Source organism: Stenotrophomonas sp. YJH_SMC_14-1 (genome assembly GCF_059372275.1).
In genome coordinates this window covers 342124-359896 of sequence record NZ_JCAFVK010000001.1, presented here as the reverse complement: position 1 = coordinate 359896, position 17773 = coordinate 342124, and the positions used below count along the sequence as shown (strand labels likewise).

The window sequence follows — 17773 nt, the reverse complement described above, 5'->3', positions numbered from 1 at the left end:
TGCGGCGATGCAACGACGCGCCCCCCTGCTGATCAATACCGAGGCCATCGAGCTGTGGCCCGCCCACCTGTTGCGCGCACGCAGCAACCTGGATGCACGCCTGCTGTCGCAGGCGCAGTGGGTGCTGCGGCGCAAGCGTGATGGCCGCTATCTGGCGGTGGTACTGGCGCAGGGTGTGCACCCCATGGTGCCGCGCCTGCCGCGCGAACCCGGGGTCGAGGAAGCACTGGCACTGCTGGATGCCGCGGCTGCACGGCCCTTCGGCGCCGGACTGGAAGATCAGTGGCTGCCGCTGGCCGGGTTGCAGCAGCGCCTGCAGCAGCTTGGCCTGGATGGACAGCGCTATGCCGACGACAGCGGCCTGCCGCTGGAATCCGAGCCGTGCCTGCTGCACTTCGCCGGTCGCGACCGCTTTGCACGTCCATTGTGGCTGCGCCGTGGCGCCGCGCAGGGCTGGCGACGGATGCGACTGCACGCGGCACGGGATGGAATTGCGCTGGATGCCATCTCCGGCTTCCGCAGCCATGCCTACCAGTTGGGCATCTTCGAACGGAAGCTGGCGCGCGGCTTGAGCGTGGCAGAGATCCTGAAGGTGAATGCCGCACCGGGTTTCAGCGAACACCACAGCGGCCACGCGCTGGACATCGGCACACCGGGCGACGCCCCGGCCGAAGAGTCGTTCGACGCCACCGATGCGTTCGCGTGGCTGCAGGCGCATGCCGGCGGGCACGGCTTCCATCTGAGTTACCCGCGCGACAACCCGCACGGCATCGTCTACGAACCGTGGCACTGGTGCTGGAGACCGGCCAACGGCTGAGCCCCTCATGGCGAAAGCCTGGAGCGGTCAGCGCATAGCCGCGGGATGGAACAAGAAGGCAAAGACAGAAGCCGGTCGCTTCGCTCGAAGCCTCTACAACGGATCAGCGCGCGGCTGTTGGGTCCGCCTTCAAGCGAGCCGAGCACCGCAGGTCCGGCGAGGGCGAAGAGGTGCGGGTGTCTGAGCGCAGCGAGTTCCCGCACCGCCCCTCGACGGGCCGAGGAGCGCAGGGGACCGGTGCGCAGCGCCGGCTCGCGGCCGGCGGCGCGTTTCTTTTGGTTACTTTTCTTTTCGCGCGAAAAGAAAAGTAACGCCCATGAACCATCACGATCGCATCGGCATGGATCGGAGCGACAGCCCTGCGACCGTCACCGCCTCAACGCATTGATCGCCAGCAACACCCATCCGGCCATCATGCTGGTGCCCCCGATCGGCGCCATCCGCGTCGGCCACTGCCACAAGGCACCGCCCACCAGGCTGCCGGAAAACAGCAACACGCCCAGCAGCAGCACGTACAGCGCCAGGTGCGCGGTCGCCCCCTGCGCACGCGGGCCAAGCGCCACCAGCACCGCGCCATGCGCGAACGCATACAGTGCCGCCATGTTCAGGTGCTGCTGTGAAAGCGGGTCAGCCACACCGTGCGATGCGTAGGCGGACAGGCCGATCGATGCCGCCGCCAGCAGCGCACCAAGGCAGGCCAGCAGGGAAGGCTTACGTGCGCGACGTTCCAGGTTGAACATGGGGGCTCCTTGCACAGCGCCCTTTCCGGGCGCCAGATGAAAAAAAACGCGCCGCAATGAGCGGCGCGTTTTCGTGTCCAACACTACATGGGTCAGCCGAGGCTTACTTGACGGCCCAGTAGATGTCGTAGGTACCTTCCGGGGTGAACGACTTGTCGATGCCATCCTTCCAGGTTTCGTACGGACGGTCGATCACTTCGTTGCCGGAGGTCACAGCCCAGGCGCGCAGGCCGTTGCGGGCAACGTCCAGACCCGCCATGTGGCCGGTGTAGGCCGCATGTGCCGAGCGGTGCGGAGCCACGTGCACGTACTTCACCGGAGCGCCACCGTCGATCTTGACGGTCAGGGCCTCAGCGGTGGCACCTTCAGCACCCTTCTTCTTCACCGGCTGGGCGATGTCGAAGGCGTACTTCTCCTGGCCGAAGTCGGTGGTGATGATGCGGAACGGACCGGCGGCTTCAAGGCCATTGGCCTCCATCACGCGCTTGATCCACTCCTGGTTGTCCTTGATGGACTTGGTGATCGTGTCCTGACCGCGGTCCACGTTACCGGCGTTGACGACCAGCAGATCCTCAGCCGGCACATCGACGATGGCCAGATCGGTCAGCGGGGCTTCCGGCGTGCGGTAGTCGACGTTCGGGACGGTGGCCAGCATGTTGGCCATGCGCGACAGGCCCATCTTGATGTCGTCGCCGATCTGGCGGCTGACATACAGGCCTGCATAACGGCCGAACAGGTCGAAGCCGTACTTCACCGAGTAGTCCTGGGTGATCTTCACGTTGCGGCCACCCTTGCCGGTCGGCTCCAGGGTGAAGGTGGTGACCTTGTCGTGACCCTTGGTGGCGTCTTCGATGGCGATCGCAACGCGCTTGTTCTCTTCGGCGTCGGTGATCTTCCAGGAGCCGGTGCCCAGGTCCTTGGAGGTGAAGTCCAGGGTGGCACCCTTGCCGGAGGCCGGGCCGGACAGCTTCAGTTCAACGGCGGGATCGCGCAGTACCAGCGGGTTCCAGTCCTTGAAGCGGCGCAGGCTGCTGACCGTGTCGTACACGATCGTCATCTTGCGGTTGGTCTCGATGCTTTCGGTGATGTGACGCTCGCCCGGCAGACATACGCCAATGATGACGAACAGGCCAGCCACGATCCCCAAGGCGATCAGGAACTCGATAATACGGGTCATTCAGAGAGTCTCCGGGGCCGATCCCACGGCCGGGTTGATTGAAGCGAAGCGCCAATCCTAGCAGGCTTCGCGGGCATTGTTTATCGGGATTGGCGCACCGGTTTCCCTGCCGGCTGCGTATTTGTATGGACAAAGAATTCGAAGGGTAACGCATACCGCTACCCGGCAAGTAGGGGGGCACCTTGGCCGGAACCCCCTGCCACCACCCAAGTCTTTGTACCGAAACGATTTTCCTCAGACCAGCTGGAGTTCGAACGCCTTCAGTACCGCGCGCGTACGGTCGCGCACACCCAGCTTGGAGAGGATGTTGGACACGTGGTTCTTGATGGTGCCCTCGGCCACGCCCAGCGAGTTGGCGATCTCCTTGTTGGAGAAGCCGCTGGCCATCAGCCGCAGGATCTCGGTCTCGCGGTCGGTCAGCGGGTCCGGGCGGTCCAGGCTGACGAACTCGTTGCGCATGTGCTCCAGGCCCGACAACAGGCGCTGGGTCACCGCCGGCTGTACCAGCGAACCCCCTTCGGCCACGGTACGGATGGCACCGACCAGCTGTGCCAGGGTCACATCCTTGAGCAGGTAACCCTTGGCACCGGCCTTGAGGCCAGCCAGCACCAGCTGATCGTCATCGAAGGTGGTGAGGATGATGGTCGGCGGCAGCTGTTCCTGCCGCGACAGCACCTGCAGCGCTTCCAGTCCGGACATCACCGGCATGCGCATGTCCATCAGGACCACGTCGGGGCGCACCTGCGGGATCAGCTCGACCGCCTGCCGGCCATCGCCGGCCTCGGCCACTACCTCGATGCCATCGTCGAGCGCCAGCAGGGAGCGGATTCCCTGCCGCACCAGGGTTTGGTCATCGACCAGGCAGACGCGAATCATCAACGTACTCCTTCAGGAACCTTGGTAAGGGCGGCCACCAGCACCGTTGCCGGCACCGTTGCCCGCAGGCGGAAGCCTTCACCGGGACGGGTCTCGATCTGCAGCTGGCCACCACATTGTTGCAGGCGCTCGCGCATGCCGCGCAAGCCATTGCCCACATTGACCATGTCCGCGCCGACACCGTCGTCGCGGGCCTCCACCACCACCCGGTCCGGGGCTTCACGGTACACCTTGATCCACAGGTGGCGCGCACCGGCGTGGCGCACCGCGTTGGTGATGATCTCCTGGGTACAGCGCAGCAGGACGTGGGCCCGCTGGGGGTCCTCCACGTTCAGCGGATCCTCGATCTCCAGCTGGATGTCCAGCGAGGGCACGTTCTCGGTCAGCGGGCGCAGCGCCGCGGCCAGGTCGATCGCGCCGGTCTCGCGCAGCTGGCTGACCACCTCGCGCACGTTGCCCAGCAGCAGTTTGGCCAAGGTATGGGAGCGCTTCACGTGCTCCAGCGCCTGCCCTTCGGCCAGGTGCCCGGCCACCTCCAGGTTCAGGGTCAGCGCGGTCAGCTGGTGGCCCAGCAGGTCATGCAGCTCGCGCGAGATGCGGGTGCGCTCATTGACGCGGGCACTCTCGGCAAGCAAGGCGCGGGTGGCACGCAACTCTGAATTGAGCCGGCGCTGTTCGTCGCGCGCCTCGGTCTGCTGCCGGGCAACCAGGCTGGTCACGAAGATGAACATGGAAAAGCCGCCGTACAGCAGCGACTGCATCACCGCTTCGAACAACGGGAAGCGCAGCAGCAAGTAGTAGACCGGGGCCACCGCCAGTTGGCTGACCAGCAGCCACAGCACGCCCAGCCGCACCGACAGCATCCACGGGATGACCCCGGCGGCCACCATCATCAGGATGCTGCCCAGGCCCGAGCCGCTGAGGAAGCTGACGCCCAGCGCCGAAATCGTCAGCAGCAGCAGCAGGCCGCGGTCCAGCCAGCTGGTGGGGCTGTCGCTGCGCAGGATGCGGGTCAGCCAGTAATAGGAGGTGCCGAAGGACAGGTAGGCGACGAACAGCAGGACCGCCCAGCCACCCATGTCACCGCGGCTGTGCAGGTTCTCGAACTGCGAGTACGCCAGGGGCAGACCGACCATGACCCAGGTGAACAGGCCGGCCAGGCGAAGGACGCGGGTATGGCTGAGGACTCCCAACATGCCAGCACTCTACGGGCCCGGCCTGCACACCGCACCCCACGGAAGTCATGCCTGCCCGGTCGCCTGTTCATGCCGCAGCCCACCCCGGGCATGCAATAATCGTGCGCAGGGTCCCTTGATGGACCAACCGCGTTACCCCACGGAGTCACAATGTCGATTGTCATCCGCGACGTGCGCGAGCACGAGCTCGATTCCGTCCTGGCTTTGAACAACAACGCTGGCCTGGCCATCCTTCCCCTGGATGCGGCCCGTCTGCGCCTGTTCTATGAAACCGCTGAGTATTTCCGCGTCGCCGAGCGCGACGGCAACCTGGCCGGCTTCCTGATCGGCTTCGGCAGCGACAGCCAGCACGACAGCAGCAACTTCGCCTGGTTCAAGCAGCAGCTGGACACCCCCTTCTTCTACATCGACCGCATCGTGGTCGCCAGCCGCCGCCGCGGCGGTGGCGTCGGCCGTGCGTTCTATGCCGACGCGCAGAGCTTTGCCGAGCTGCGCTACCCGCAGATGACCTGCGAAGTCTTCCTCGACCACGGCGCCGATGCCGCCCTGCTCTTCCACGGCAGCTTCGGCTTCCGCGAGCTGGGCCAGAACACCATGGCCCAGGTCGATGTGCGTGCCAGCATGCTGGCCAAGGAACTGTGCAGCTACCCGTGGGTCCAGGAGACCTACGGCGGCAAGCTGCCGGATGTGGCATGGACACGCGCCCGGCAGCTGCCGGCGCAGGCACAGCGGCCGACGGGGACCTGAGCGTGGCGGTGAATTTCGATTACGAACAGGCCGGTGAACTGAAGATCGGCCAGGTGGGCATCGCCAACCTTCGCATCCGTACCCTTGATGTCGAACGCCTCGTGCAGGAAATGCGCGAGCGCGTGACCCGTGCGCCGAAGCTGTTCGGCCGCGCGGCGGTGATCCTCGATTTCGGCGGCCTGAGCCAGGTTCCGGACGTGGCCACTGCACAGGCGCTGGTCGATGGCCTGCGCAGCGCCGGCGTGCTGCCGGTGGCGCTGGCCTATGGCACCAGCGCGGTCGACCTGCTCTCGCAGCAGCTCGGCCTGCCGCTGCTGGCCAAGTTCCGCGCCCAGTACGAACGTGCCGAGGCCGAAACGGCCCCGCCGCCGCCCGCACCGGAACCGCGCCGCGCCGCGCGTGCCGAACCGAAGCCAGCCCCGGCCGCACCGGTAGCCAAGATCGCCGATGCAGCCGCGCCGCAGCCGGGCCGCATGCAGCTGGGCAACGTGCGTTCGGGCCAGCAGCTGTACGCGGAGAACTGCGACCTGACCGTGATGGCCACCGTCGGCGCCGGCGCCGAGGTCATCGCCGATGGCAGCATCCATATCTACGGCACCCTGCGCGGCCGCGCGCTGGCAGGGGCCCAGGGCAACACCGCGGCACGCATCTTCTGCCGTGATTTCCATGCGGAACTGGTGGCCATTGCAGGCCACTACAAGGTACTGGACGATGTTCCGGACAACCTGCGCGGCAAGGCCGTGCAGGTGTGGCTGGAACAGGACCAGATCAAGATCGCTGCGCTGGACTGACGCAGCCCCAAACTAATGCAGAACCAGGAGAAGTCCTTTGGCTGAAATCATCGTAGTCACCTCCGGCAAGGGCGGCGTGGGCAAGACCACTTCCAGCGCGAGCCTGGCCTGTGGCCTGGCGCGGCGCGGCAAGAAGGTGGCGGTGATCGACTTCGACGTCGGCCTGCGCAACCTCGACCTGATCATGGGGTGCGAACGCCGCGTGGTGTACGACTTCGTCAACGTCGTGCATGGCGAAGCCACCCTCAAGCAGGCCCTGATCAAGGACAAGCGCTTCGACAACCTGTACGTGTTGGCCGCCTCGCAGACCCGCGACAAGGACGCACTGACCCAGGAAGGCGTGGGCAAGGTCCTGAAGGACCTGGCCGCCGATGGCTTCGATTACATCATCTGCGACTCGCCGGCCGGCATCGAGAAGGGAGCATTCCTGGCGATGTACTTCGCCGACCGCGCCGTGGTGGTGGTGAACCCGGAAGTGTCCTCGGTGCGCGACTCCGACCGCATCATCGGGCTGCTGGACTCGAAGACCCACAAGGCCGAATCCGGCCAGAACGTGCCTGCCTTCCTGCTGCTGACCCGCTACACCCCGCTGCGCGTGGAAACCGGCGAGATGCTCAGCATCGCCGACGTCGAGGAAGTGCTGGGGCTGAAGGCCATCGGCGTGATCCCCGAATCGGGCGACGTGCTCAATGCCTCCAACAAGGGCGAACCGGTGATCCTGGATGTCGAATCCGCTGCCGGCCAGGCGTATGACGACGCCGTCGCGCGCATCCTCGGCGAAGATCGCCCGATGCGCTTCACCAGCGTCGAGAAGAAGGGCTTCTTCAGCAAGCTGTTCGGAGGGTAAGCATGGGCCTGTTCGATTTCCTCAAAGCGAAGAAGACCACCGCCGAAACCGCAAAGAACCGCCTGCAGATCATCATTGCGCAGGAACGCAGCCACCGCGGTGGCCCGGACTACCTGCCGCTGCTGCAGCGCGAGCTGCTGGAAGTGATCAAGAAGTACGTGAACATCGACGTCGATGCGGTCAAGGTCGACCTGGTGAAGGATGGCCAGCACGATGTGCTGGACATCTCCGTGGCGCTGCCTGAAGGCCCGGACAAACCCTGATGCCCCGCCCCGCCCGTGCCTGCATGGGCGGGGCCGCGTGACCTGCATGACCGATACGACAACCGCCGTGGACATCACCTGCGTGGGCGACATCGCCTTCGCCGACGCGCAGTGCCTGCTCGCCGCGCATGGCCTTCGCCTGCACCACGTGGCCGCAGGCGAACCGATTCCCGGCAGCTACTGGGGCGAGCCCGAGGCGGGCATCATCGCCAGCAATGTCTATGTGCGCGATGACACCCCGGTGCATTCGATGCTGCATGAAGCCTGCCACCTGATCGTACTGCCGCCGGAGCGGCGCGCGCAGGTGCACACCGACGCCACCGATTCGGTGGCCGAGGAAGATGCCACCTGCTACCTGCAGATCGTGCTGGCCGGGCGTTTGCCTGGTGTCGGCAGTGCGCGGTTGATGGCCGACATGGATGCCTGGGGGTACACGTATCGGCTGGGGTCGACACAGGCGTGGTTCGAGCAGGACGCCGAAGACGCGAAGGCGTGGCTGGTCGAACGCGGGTTGCCGGTGGCGTAAGGCCGCGGGCGCGTGGCGACGCGCCGGACCTTGCGGCGCCCCTCTTTTCACTCGGCGCGGTTCGAGCAGGACGCCGAAGACGCGAAGGCGTGGTTGATCGAACGTGGGTTGCCGGTGGCGTAACGCATCGGTAGTGCCGGCCGCTGGCCGGCAACCTCATGAACCCGTGAAGCATTACCTGGTTGCCGGCCAGCGGCCGGCACTACCCCATCATCCCTGCCCTGCCAGCGCGCGCAGGGTGATGCCGACGATGTAAGCCAGGTACGTGCCGGTGGCGTAGCCCATCGTGCCCAGCAGCACGCCCACCGGCGCCAGTGCCGGATGGAACGCCGCGGCCACCACCGGCGCCGAGGCCGGTCCACCGATGTTCGACTGCGAACCGATGGCGAAATAGAAGAACGGCACCTTCAGCAGCTTGCCCAGGCACCACAGCAGCACGATGTGCACGGCAATCCAGATCAGGCCGAGCAGGAACAGCCACGGGCGGTCCAGCAGCGCCAGCAGATCCATCTGCATGCCGATGCAGGCGATCAGGAAGTACAGCAGCAGCGAGCCCAGGCGCGATGCGCCCGCGCCTTCCAGCGTGCGCGCACGGGTGAAGCTCAGGCTCAGGCCCAGCGTGGTCGACAGCACCACCACCCACACGAACGGCGCGTCCAGGCTGAACTGCGAGGCCCAGCTGACGTTGGCCTTGAACCATGCTGCCAGCGGCGCGCCGATGGCGTGCGAGAGGCCCACGCCGCCGAAGGCCACCGCCACGATCAGCATCAGGTCGGTGAGGCTGGGAATGCGCTCGTGTTCGGCCTGGAAGCGCGCGATGCGCTCCTTCAGTTCATCGATGGCCGAAGTATCGGCGCCACTGCGCGCGTCGATCTTCGCTGCCCGCCCCGCCAGGAAGATCAGTGCCGCCATCCACACGTAGCCGACACCGACATCGACCACCGCGAACTGGCCGAACGTGGTCGCATTGACGTCGAATACTTCGCGCATTGCCAGCATGTTGGCACCGCCACCGATCCAGCTGCCTGCCAATGCGGCCATGCCGGCCCAGGTGTCACCGGCCACGGTTTCCGGATGCAGCGCGCGCATCGCCAGGAACGCCACCACCGCACCGAGCATGATGCTGGCCGAGGCGCCCAGGTACATCAGCACCAGCTTCGGGCCGAGCCGCAGGATGCCCTTGATGTCCACCGCCAGGGTCAGCAGGATCAGCGCTGCCGGCAGCAGCATGTCGCGTGCGATCGGGTTGTAGAGCTTGGTGTTCTGCCCATCGATCAGGCCGACGGTGTTGTAGATGCCGGGAATCAGGTAGCACAGCAGCAGCGCCGGCACGAACGTGTAGAAGCGCTTCCACAGGCCCTGCTCGCGCGAGGCGGTCCAGAACACGGCGCCAAGGGTGGCGGCGATCAAACCGAAGACGACGATGTCGTTCTGGATCATGCAGGTGCTCTGGGTAGAGCCGGCCGCTGGCCGGCTGCTGTTGGCGGCGGATCATGAGGGTGTGCCGACCAACGGTCGGCCCCCACCGGTAAAGCAGATGGCGAAACAAAAGCGCCGCCCCGAAGGGCGGCGCTGCAGTCATCAGTTGCCGATGTGCTGCTTCAGCCAGGCATTGACGGTGTCATGCCACAGGATGCTGTTGTTCGGCTTCAGCACCCAGTGGTTTTCATCCGGGAAGTACAGGAACTTCGATTCGATGCCCTGACGCTGGGCAGCGGTGAACGCGGCCAGGCCCTGCTCGACCGGAATGCGGAAGTCCTGCTGGCCGTGGATGACCAGGATCGGCTTCTTCCAGTCCGCCACGTGGTTGACCGGGTTGAACTTTTCGTAGTTCGCGGCCTTCTGGTACGGCGTGCCGCCCTGCTCCCACTCGGTGAACCACAGCTCTTCGGTGGCGTAGCCCATCATGCGCTGGTCGAACACGCCGTCGTGGTTGACCAGGCACTTGAACGGGCTGTTCCAGTTGCCGGCGATCCAGTTGACCATGAAGCCGCCGTAGCTGGCGCCCAGCGCACAGGCCTTGTCACCGTTGAGGAAGGAGTACTTCTTCAGCGCCGCGTCCCAGCCCTTCTGCAGGTCTTCCAGCGGGCGGTCGCCCCAGTGCTGGCTGATCGCATCGGTGAAGGCCTGTCCGTAGCCTGTGGAACCGTGGAAGTCGATCATCACCACGGCGTAGCCCTGGCCCGCGTAGGTCTGCGGATTCCAACGGTAGCTCCAGCCATTGCCGAAGCTGCCCTGCGGGCCACCGTGGATCAGGAACGCGACCGGGTAGGACTTGCCTTCCTGGTAGTTGTGCGGCTTGACCACATAGCCATGCACGGTGTCGTTGTTCCAGCCCTTGAACTCGAACTGCTCGTAGTCGCCGAAGCTGACCTCCTTCAGCACCTCACCAGCGGCCGGGGTCAGCGCGCGCAGTTCGCCGATGGCCTCGCCCGCAGCCGGCAGCAGGCCGACCAGCACCTGGTCGTTGCTCTTCAGGCTGTTGCGGGTGATCGCCACGCTGTTGCCGGCCACATCCACCGAGGTCACGCTGCCGTCGCCGATCAGCTTGGTGGCCTTGCCGCTGGCCACGTCGATCTGGAACAGCGGGTGTTCGCCAAGGTCATCGGCCGTGGTGTAGATGCTGGCACCATCGGCGGACAGGGTGATGCCGCCCGCCGAGCGATCCCACTGCGGCGCAATTTCGCGGGTCTTGCCGCTGGCCAGGTCCATCGCCATCAGGCCGAAGCGGTCGGCCTCGAAGCCCGGGCGCTTCATCGCACGGTAGAACAGGGTCTTGCCGTCCGCACTGAACACAGGGCCGGCATCCCAGGCCGGGTTGGAGGCGGTCAGGTTGACCGGTGCCTGCTTGCCGGCGGCGTCGAAGCGGTACAGGTCGAAGTTGGTCGACCACGGCTCCTGCTTGCCGGCCACGCGGATGCTGGCCACCACGCTGGCGCCGTCCGGCGACCACGCGAAGTCATCATTGCCGCCGAACGGCTTGGACGGCGCATCACCATCGATGGTCGCGCTCAGCGCCGACGCGCCCTTGACCGCACCGGCCTTGGCCGTCGGCAGCGGAGCGACGAACAGGGTGTTGCGGCGACCGTCGTTCCAGGTGTCCCAGTGGCGCACGAACAGCGAATCCCACACCTGGCCGCTGGCCTTGGCGTCCTTCTTTTCCTTCAGTTTCTTCTCGGTGCAGGCCAGGTCCGAGGCACAGTCCTGGAACACGCCGGCGCTGAACAGCACGCGGTCGTCCTGCGGCGACACGTGGTAGCTGTCCACGTCGACCGGGAAATCGGTCAGCTGGCGCGGAGCACCGCCGCTGATCGGCTGCGCGTACAGCTGCTGGCTGCCGTTCCTGGCACTGAGGAAATACACGGTCTGGCCATCGGCCGACAGCGAAGCGGAATTGACGTTCCAGCCGGCCGGGGTGATCTGCTTCGGCGGCGCTGCATCGCGGGTGCGCAGGCTGCGCGCGAACAGCGCGGTGGAGGCCTTCAGGTTGGCATCGACGCTGCGCTTGGCGAACACCACGGTGCCACCGTCAGCGGTCAGCACCGGCGCGGAGACGCGGTCCATGGCCACCATGTCGCGGACTTCCAGGCCACGGGCAGCGGCGACGCTGGGCAGGGCGGCCAGCAGGCTCAGTGGCAGCAGGGCATGACGCAGTTTCATCGGGGTCTCCGCAGGACGGCAAAAAACCGATGGTAGGCCCGTGCGGCCGGGGCTGCCAAGGCCATCGGTCATGGCTGCAGACGGACAATCGCCAGAAACAGCAAACCCCGCCGAAGCGGGGTCTGCGGTAGTGCCGGCCGCTGGCCGGCAACCAGGGGTATCACGGGATTCCGGGATTGCCGGCCAGCGGCCGGCACTACCCGTTGAACCCAGGGGCAGAGCCCCCTTACGCCTTGGCGTACTTGCCGGTGCGGTAGATCAGCCAGCCGACCAGGAACAGCACGGCCAGGCCGATCCACTGCGCGCCCGGCAGGTGGAACGGCACGGCCAGCACGTCGGCGCGGCTGCTGACCACGATCGGAATCGCGATGGCGATGCCCATCAGCGCTTCGCCGGTGATCAGGCCGGCGGCGAACAGCACGCCCGGCTTGTGCACGCGGTCGCGGCCTTCTTCGTCATCGGCGCGCACCTTGTGGAAGCGCTCGACCAGGTGGGCGATCAGGCCGCCGAGGAAGATCGGCACCATCAGTTCCAGCGGAAGGTAGATGCCGATGGCGGCGGCCAGCACCGGCACGCGGAAGCGGGCGTTGCGCGCCTTCAGCCAGCTGTCGAAGGCGATGATGGCGGCACCGACCACGGCACCGATGCCGATGAAGGTCCACGGCAGTTCACCACCGAACAGGCCCTTGGCCACCGAGGCCATCAGGTTGGCCTGCGGTGCGGCCAGCGCGTTCGGGTGCAGCTCGGACTTCACGCCGATGCCGTAGGCGGTGGCCAGCAGGTTCAGCACCGGGGCCATGATCAGCGCACACGAGAAGGCACCGATGCCCAGCATCAGCTGCTGCTTCCACGGGGTGGCGCCGACGATGTAGCCGGCCTTGAGGTCCTGCAGGTTGTCACCACCAACCGCAGCGGCGCAGCACACCACCGCGCCGATCATGATGGCGGCCACGGCGCCCAGCGGCGCGCCGCCGGCACCGACCGGCTTCAGGCCGTCGGCGCCCAGCAGCACGACCAGCACGGCCGAGGCGAACAGGATGGTGGAGATGGTGATGCCCGACACCGGGTTGTTGGACGAACCGATCAGGCCGGCCAGGTAGGCCGAGACCGAAACGAACAGGAAGCCGGCGACGATCATGATGAGGGTCATCGGGATCGACACGTGCCACTGGCCGACGATGGCCTGGTACAGGGCCAGCAGCGGCAGCACGAAGACCACCAAGGCCACCAGCATCCACTTCATCGGCAGGTCGCGCTCGGTGTGCGCCAGCACCGGGCCACCGCTCTTGCGGGCGGCGGCAAAGCCGCTCTTGACGCCGTTGAGCAGCGACTTGCGCAGCGAGATCAGGGTCCAGATGCCACCGATCAGCATCGCGCCGACACCCAGGTAGCGCATCTTCGCGCCCCAGATGGCGAACGCCGCCTCGGTGGACGAAGCCGCGGCAACCGACGCGGCCAGTGCCGGATCGGTGTTCATGAAGAACGCCTGGTAGATCGGAATGGCGATGTGCCAGGTCAGGATCGAACCGGACACCACCACGATGCCGACGTTGAGGCCGACGATGTAGCCCACGCCCAGCAGTGCCGGCGACAGGTTGGTACCGATGAAGGCGGTGACCTTGGAGCTGCCGACGTAGGCCGAAGTGGCCCAGGCATCCGGGATCAGGCGCATGCCGCTTTCCGCGGCCAGCTTGACGAAGGCACCGATCACCGCCGACAGGCCGAGGATCTTCAGGCCCGGGCCCGGATTCTCACCGGCCTTGAGCACTTCGGCCGCAGCCTTGCCTTCCGGGAACGGAAGCGGGTCTTCGACGATCATCGAACGACGCAGCGGCACCGAGAACAACACGCCCAGCAGGCCGCCGAGGCCGGCGATGCCGAGCACCCACCAGTACTTGAAGTCCGGCCAGTAGCCCATGATCACCAGCGCCGGGATGGTGAAGATCACACCGGCGGCGATCGACGAACCGGCCGAAGCGCCGGTCTGCACGATGTTGTTTTCAAGGATGGAGCCACCGCCCAGCAGGCGCAGCACGCCCATGGAAATCACCGCGGCGGGAATGGCGGTGGCGATGGTCAGGCCTGCGAACAGACCGAGGTAGGCGTTTGCGGCCGACAGCACCACCGCCAGCACGATGGCCAGGGCCACAGCGCGGAAGGTGAGCTGCTTGGGCGCAGCGTCGTGGTTCATGGAAGCCCCTGCTGGCAAAAAATCCCTTGCACGCTAGCGTTCAGGAGGCAGCAAGTCCAGTGCGGTTCGGGAGGGTTGCGGCCAGGTCGGCAGTGAGATAGTCGCTTCTGGCCAAACTCGGCCAACGCATCAAGCGCATGGGGCACATGCCCGAGGGCTGCCGGGCCTCGCGGTCTCATGTCCTGCAGGGGCCAGGCGAGCCAGTACTGCAGCATTCCAGCCATCATCGTTTGAAGTGCCTCAACGCCCCGTGCATCGTGTTCATGATCTGAACCGATGACGCTGAGCCGCCCGATGAACAACCCACTGCGGATCCGCCCGATCAAATCACCGGTCGTGGCTGTCGTGGCCCTGACCTGCCTGATGCCGCTTTGCGATTACGCATCTGCCTGGAGCCGCATTGGCGCAGTCGAGATCACCGACAACGCCGGCAAACCTTGTTTCGGACTACCCAGGAAGGAGCGCAAGCGTATCGGTAAAACTCCGGAGGTGTTTGGTGTGGAGGTGCATGACGCAATTACTCCACCGCTGCGGCGGCAATGGTCGTTCTACTTTGCCCATCCCGCATCAATCCCACTTCCGCCCGGAGCCTGCGTGGTCTACGGAGAACTGCCAGCCAACGCCATTTCAAGGCAGACGGCGATGCCGCTGCAGCCCGGACGCCTGTACGACGTTTCGCTGTCGGCCTCCAGGACCGGCGCCACGCAACACCACAGCGCCCGATTCTGCTTGAAGGCCAACCCCGACGGGAGCCTGCGAGCGATCCAGGTCCACTACGACGAGGCGCTGGGCTGGAGCCCCTCGGTTTGCCTGCCCTGAGCCGACGCGCGCGCTCGTCGGAACCGCCCAGCACGCGCTGGAAAGACGCAATTGTAATGTTATATCCTGTCACGCCGACCGAACCTCGCACGTGGCCCCTTCCCCCACTACCCGCCTGGCCTCCATCGACCAGCTGCGCGGCACCGTGATGCTGTTGATGTTGCTCGACCACGTGCGCGAGACCTTCTTCCTGCAGCACCAGGTGAGCGACCCGATGGACGCGGCGACGGTCTCCCCCGCGCTGTTCGCCTGCCGTCTGCTGGCCCACCTGTGCGCACCCGTGTTCGTCCTGTTGACCGGCCTGTCGGCCTGGCTGTACGGCCAGCGCCAGGCGGATCCGCGCCGGGCCACGGCCGCGTTCCTGCTCAAGCGCGGGCTGTTCCTGGTCGTGCTGGAACTGACCCTGGTGAATTTCGCCTGGACCTTCCAGCTGCCGCCGGAAACCCTGTACCTGCAGGTGATCTGGGCCATCGGGCTGAGCATGATCGCGCTGGCCGGGCTGCTTTGGCTGCCACGCCCGGCCCTGCTGGTGCTGGCAATCGCGGTGGTGGCCGGGCACAACCTGTTCGACGGCTTGCGGGTGCAAGGCGATGGCCTGCTGGCGGTGCTGTGGAAAGTGCTGCACCAGCGCGACTGGATCGAGGCCGGCGCACTGCGCCTGCGCACCTCCTATCCGGTGCTGCCGTGGATCGGGGTGATCGCCCTGGGTTATCTGATGGGGCCCTGGTTCGCCCGCGAGCGCGCGCCGGCGCAGCGCCATCACTGGCTGCTGTGGGCAGGCGTCGGCGCGCTGGCCCTGTTCGCCTTACTGCGGTTCGCCAACGAGTACGGGGATGCTCCTTGGCAGTACCAGACCACAGCACTGCGCACCTGGCTGAGCATCCTCAACATCACCAAGTACCCGCCGTCATTGCAGTTCCTGCTGCTGACCCTGGGCGTGGGGTTGTTGCTGCTGCGCCTCTACGAATGGCCGCCACTGGCGCGTGCGCTGCGCCCGCTGGCCGATATCGGCGCCGCGCCGATGTTCTTCTACCTGCTGCACCTGTATGTGTTGAAGGCGCTGTACCTGGGCGCGCTGGCGGCCTGGGGGCCGACCCATGGCGAGTTGTATGCCCTGGATTCGGTCAGCGGCCTGCTGCTGGTGGCCTGTGCGCTGGCGGTGGTGCTGTACCCGCCGACCCGGGCATTCGCGCGGTTCAAGGCGCGAAGGCGTGACCTGCCGTGGTTGCGGTACCTGTGATCGCCCAGGCCAGTCCGGCAATCCACGCATGGCGTGGATCTACTGAAAGCGGATCGGGCCACAGGCCTATAATTCCGCGATGAATTCCACCGCTATCGCTTCCGACGACTTCCTGGGCCACCCCAAAGGCGTCTATGTCTGCTTCTTCACCGAAATGTGGGAGCGCTTCTCCTTCTACGGCATGAAGGCGCTGTTGCTGCTGTACCTGACCAAGTACCACCTGTTCGGCGACAAGGCCGGCCTGGACCTGCTCGGCGCCTACGGTGGCCTGGTGTACTGCATCCCTGTATTCGGCGGCATGCTGGCCGACCGCTGGCTGGGCATGCGCCGGGCCGTGCTGTTCGGCGGCATCCTGCTGGTACTCGGCCACCTCGGCATGGCCTTCGAAGGCCACGCTGCGTACCGGGTGAACGGCGAAGTGGTGCGCGACACCTCGGCACTGGCGGTGACCTACCTGTCGCTGGCGCTGATCATCATGGGCGTCGGTTTCCTGAAACCGAACATCTCCACCATTGTCGGCAAGCTGTACGCCAAGGACGATCCGCGCCGCGATTCGGGTTTCTCGCTGTTCTACGCCGGCATCAACCTGGGCGCGCTGTTCTCATCGCTGGTGTGCGGCTTCCTCGGCGAGGCCTACGGCTGGAAGTACGGTTTCGGTGCGGCCGGCATCGGCATGCTGGCCGGCCTGGCCATGTTCCTGTGGGGCCAGAAGTACCTGCAGGGCCACGCCGAGCCGCCGCAACCGGCGGCGTTGAAGCAGAAGGTGCTGGGCCTGCCGCGCGAATGGCTCATCTATCTGTGCGCAGTGCTCGGTGTGTTGCCGGTGGCGTGGCTGATGTGGGCGGCCGGCAACGGCGCGTTCGCGCTGGGCGGTGAAATCAGCCTGGCACTGATGTTGATGGTGGTGGTGCTGGGCGGCGTGCTGGTCTGGTTCGCCTGGTTCACCGGCAGCAAGTGCACGCCGGTACAGCGCCAGCAGATGATCGCGCTGATGGTGCTGATCTTCATGGCGCTGGTGTTCTTCACCATGTACGAGCAGTCCTACGGCTCGTGGGTGACCTTCACCGACCGGCTGCTGACCAAGGACATCGTGCCCTCGCTGGTGATCACCGGCGGTACGCCGCTGCCGTGGTCGATCCTCTCACTGCTGCTGGCACCGCTGGGCTTCGTGGTCAGCGCGCGGTTGTCCGAGCGTCGTCCGGGTTCGGCTGCGCCGCGCACGTTCTTCGCCGCCATCGTCGTGCTGATGCTGGTGCTGCTGGTGCGCGACTGCCTGGTGATTCCGCAGACCGCCGGCTCGCTGACCTATCTCGGCGGCCTGTTCCTGGTGCTGCTGGCACCGGCCTTCGCCGCACTGTGGACGTGGATGGACCGCCGCGGCTGGGAACCGGGCAAGCCGGTCAAATCAGCCTGGGGCCTGGTGATCGGCGCACTGTCGTTCGTGCCGCTGGCACTGGCCGCGCAGCAGGTGGGCGCTACCGGCGAGATGGCCAGCGTGTGGTGGCTGGTGCTGGCCTACTTCCTGCTGGCCAGTGGCGAGATGTGCCTGTCGCCGGTCGGCCTTTCCGCAGTGACCCAGCTGGCCGTGCCGCGGGTGATGAGCCTGATGATGGGCACCTGGTTCCTGGCCACCGCGTTCTCGGAAACGCTGGCCGCGCTGTTCGGCAAGCTGGCCGCGATCGAGGTGCCGGAAGGCGAATCGCTGGACATGGTGGCCGCCGCCGGTGCCTATGCGCACCTGTTCTGGCTGCTGATGTGGATCGGCCTGGGCTGTGCGCTGGCCGCTTTCATTGCCGCACCACTGTTGAAGAAGATGATGCACGGGGTGAAGTAACCCCACGCACAGGCAGGAACCGGGGCGGCGGATGAATCATCCGCCGCCC

The 17773-nt window shown here is 66.1% G+C and carries 16 protein-coding genes; 9 read left to right on the top strand and 7 right to left on the bottom strand.

Going from position 1 to position 17773, the window contains the following annotated elements:
- Positions 1–7 precede the first annotated feature (7 nt).
- Positions 8–817: a M15 family metallopeptidase gene (locus tag AC5P9P_RS01835; protein WP_033833349.1), complete on the top strand. Its 810-nt coding sequence runs from the start codon at positions 8–10 to the stop codon at positions 815–817.
- A gap of 368 nt (positions 818–1185) precedes the next feature.
- Here AC5P9P_RS01835 and AC5P9P_RS01830 read toward each other — a convergent pair whose 3' ends face one another.
- The 4 genes from AC5P9P_RS01830 to AC5P9P_RS01815 all read right to left on the bottom strand — a co-directional run bounded on the left by AC5P9P_RS01830 (position 1186) and on the right by AC5P9P_RS01815 (position 4806).
- The gene (locus AC5P9P_RS01830; RefSeq protein ID WP_033833348.1) at positions 1186–1557 is read right to left on the bottom strand and encodes a DUF423 domain-containing protein; all 372 of its coding nucleotides are present in this window, start codon (positions 1555–1557) and stop codon (positions 1186–1188) included.
- A gap of 103 nt (positions 1558–1660) precedes the next feature.
- Positions 1661–2734 (bottom strand): polyketide cyclase, encoded by a 1074-nt coding sequence (locus AC5P9P_RS01825; protein ID WP_005408538.1) that lies wholly within the window; start codon positions 2732–2734, stop codon positions 1661–1663.
- A gap of 234 nt (positions 2735–2968) precedes the next feature.
- Positions 2969–3610, bottom strand: coding sequence for a response regulator (locus AC5P9P_RS01820; protein WP_005408537.1), 642 nt, complete (start codon positions 3608–3610; stop codon positions 2969–2971).
- A complete protein-coding gene (locus AC5P9P_RS01815) occupies positions 3610–4806 on the bottom strand; it encodes a sensor histidine kinase (RefSeq protein WP_005408536.1) in 1197 nt (398 codons plus the stop codon). The genes AC5P9P_RS01820 and AC5P9P_RS01815 overlap by 1 nt, the downstream gene beginning before the upstream one ends.
- A 150-nt stretch (positions 4807–4956) precedes the next feature.
- Between AC5P9P_RS01815 and AC5P9P_RS01810 the strand changes: the two genes are divergently transcribed.
- Genes AC5P9P_RS01810 through AC5P9P_RS01790 form a run of 5 tightly spaced genes read left to right on the top strand, consistent with a single transcriptional unit; the run spans position 4957 to position 7980 of the window.
- The gene (locus AC5P9P_RS01810; RefSeq protein ID WP_005408535.1) at positions 4957–5553 is read left to right on the top strand and encodes a GNAT family N-acetyltransferase; all 597 of its coding nucleotides are present in this window, start codon (positions 4957–4959) and stop codon (positions 5551–5553) included.
- Positions 5499–6344 (top strand): septum site-determining protein MinC, encoded by an 846-nt coding sequence (minC, locus tag AC5P9P_RS01805; protein ID WP_049403214.1) that lies wholly within the window; start codon positions 5499–5501, stop codon positions 6342–6344. Before AC5P9P_RS01810 ends, minC begins: the two co-directional genes overlap by 55 nt.
- A gap of 37 nt (positions 6345–6381) precedes the next feature.
- Positions 6382–7191, top strand: a complete 810-nt coding sequence (gene minD, locus AC5P9P_RS01800; protein WP_005408533.1) for a septum site-determining protein MinD — start codon at positions 6382–6384, stop codon at positions 7189–7191.
- A 2-nt stretch (positions 7192–7193) separates the two neighbouring features.
- Positions 7194–7454 (top strand): cell division topological specificity factor MinE, encoded by a 261-nt coding sequence (gene minE / locus AC5P9P_RS01795; protein WP_005408532.1) that lies wholly within the window; start codon positions 7194–7196, stop codon positions 7452–7454.
- 46 nt (positions 7455–7500) lie between these two features.
- On the top strand, positions 7501–7980 hold the full coding sequence (locus AC5P9P_RS01790; RefSeq protein ID WP_044569652.1) for a hypothetical protein: 480 nt from the start codon (positions 7501–7503) through the stop codon (positions 7978–7980).
- A gap of 210 nt (positions 7981–8190) precedes the next feature.
- Here AC5P9P_RS01790 and AC5P9P_RS01785 read toward each other — a convergent pair whose 3' ends face one another.
- From AC5P9P_RS01785 to AC5P9P_RS01775, 3 genes are all read right to left on the bottom strand, one after another.
- On the bottom strand, positions 8191–9420 hold the full coding sequence (locus AC5P9P_RS01785) for a DUF819 family protein (RefSeq protein ID WP_111108425.1): 1230 nt from the start codon (positions 9418–9420) through the stop codon (positions 8191–8193).
- A gap of 141 nt (positions 9421–9561) precedes the next feature.
- Entirely contained in the window at positions 9562–11640 is a 2079-nt protein-coding gene (locus AC5P9P_RS01780; RefSeq protein WP_049430360.1) for an alpha/beta hydrolase family protein, read from the bottom strand.
- 226 nt (positions 11641–11866) lie between these two features.
- The gene (locus AC5P9P_RS01775) at positions 11867–13831 is read right to left on the bottom strand and encodes an OPT family oligopeptide transporter (protein ID WP_005408528.1); all 1965 of its coding nucleotides are present in this window, start codon (positions 13829–13831) and stop codon (positions 11867–11869) included.
- Between the two features lie 276 nt (positions 13832–14107).
- On the opposite strand from AC5P9P_RS01775, the gene AC5P9P_RS01770 reads away from it, so the two are divergent.
- From AC5P9P_RS01770 to AC5P9P_RS01760, 3 genes are all read left to right on the top strand, one after another.
- Positions 14108–14650: a hypothetical protein gene (locus AC5P9P_RS01770; protein ID WP_231522631.1), complete on the top strand. Its 543-nt coding sequence runs from the start codon at positions 14108–14110 to the stop codon at positions 14648–14650.
- Positions 14651–14741: 91 nt separating this feature from the next.
- The gene (locus AC5P9P_RS01765) at positions 14742–15890 is read left to right on the top strand and encodes an acetyltransferase domain-containing protein (protein ID WP_033833345.1); all 1149 of its coding nucleotides are present in this window, start codon (positions 14742–14744) and stop codon (positions 15888–15890) included.
- Between the two features lie 79 nt (positions 15891–15969).
- Positions 15970–17724: a peptide MFS transporter gene (locus AC5P9P_RS01760; RefSeq protein ID WP_033833344.1), complete on the top strand. Its 1755-nt coding sequence runs from the start codon at positions 15970–15972 to the stop codon at positions 17722–17724.
- Positions 17725–17773 lie beyond the last annotated feature (49 nt).

Excerpts from the sequence above, each read along its gene's own strand:
- AC5P9P_RS01760 (WP_033833344.1), top strand. The coding sequence starts at position 15,970 with ATGAATTCCACCGCTATCGCTTCCGACGACTTCCTGGGCCACCCCAAA.
- AC5P9P_RS01830 (WP_033833348.1), bottom strand. The coding sequence starts at position 1,557 with ATGTTCAACCTGGAACGTCGCGCACGTAAGCCTTCCCTGCTGGCCTGC.
- AC5P9P_RS01835 (WP_033833349.1), top strand. The coding sequence starts at position 8 with ATGCAACGACGCGCCCCCCTGCTGATCAATACCGAGGCCATCGAGCTG.
- AC5P9P_RS01815 (WP_005408536.1), bottom strand. The coding sequence starts at position 4,806 with ATGTTGGGAGTCCTCAGCCATACCCGCGTCCTTCGCCTGGCCGGCCTG.
- AC5P9P_RS01780 (WP_049430360.1), bottom strand. The coding sequence starts at position 11,640 with ATGAAACTGCGTCATGCCCTGCTGCCACTGAGCCTGCTGGCCGCCCTG.
- AC5P9P_RS01825 (WP_005408538.1), bottom strand. The coding sequence starts at position 2,734 with ATGACCCGTATTATCGAGTTCCTGATCGCCTTGGGGATCGTGGCTGGC.
- AC5P9P_RS01775 (WP_005408528.1), bottom strand. The coding sequence starts at position 13,831 with ATGAACCACGACGCTGCGCCCAAGCAGCTCACCTTCCGCGCTGTGGCC.
- AC5P9P_RS01790 (WP_044569652.1), top strand. The coding sequence starts at position 7,501 with ATGACCGATACGACAACCGCCGTGGACATCACCTGCGTGGGCGACATC.
- AC5P9P_RS01820 (WP_005408537.1), bottom strand. The coding sequence starts at position 3,610 with ATGATTCGCGTCTGCCTGGTCGATGACCAAACCCTGGTGCGGCAGGGA.
- minC (WP_049403214.1), top strand. The coding sequence starts at position 5,499 with ATGGACACGCGCCCGGCAGCTGCCGGCGCAGGCACAGCGGCCGACGGG.
- AC5P9P_RS01810 (WP_005408535.1), top strand. The coding sequence starts at position 4,957 with ATGTCGATTGTCATCCGCGACGTGCGCGAGCACGAGCTCGATTCCGTC.
- AC5P9P_RS01785 (WP_111108425.1), bottom strand. The coding sequence starts at position 9,420 with ATGATCCAGAACGACATCGTCGTCTTCGGTTTGATCGCCGCCACCCTT.
- minE (WP_005408532.1), top strand. The coding sequence starts at position 7,194 with ATGGGCCTGTTCGATTTCCTCAAAGCGAAGAAGACCACCGCCGAAACC.
- AC5P9P_RS01770 (WP_231522631.1), top strand. The coding sequence starts at position 14,108 with ATGACGCTGAGCCGCCCGATGAACAACCCACTGCGGATCCGCCCGATC.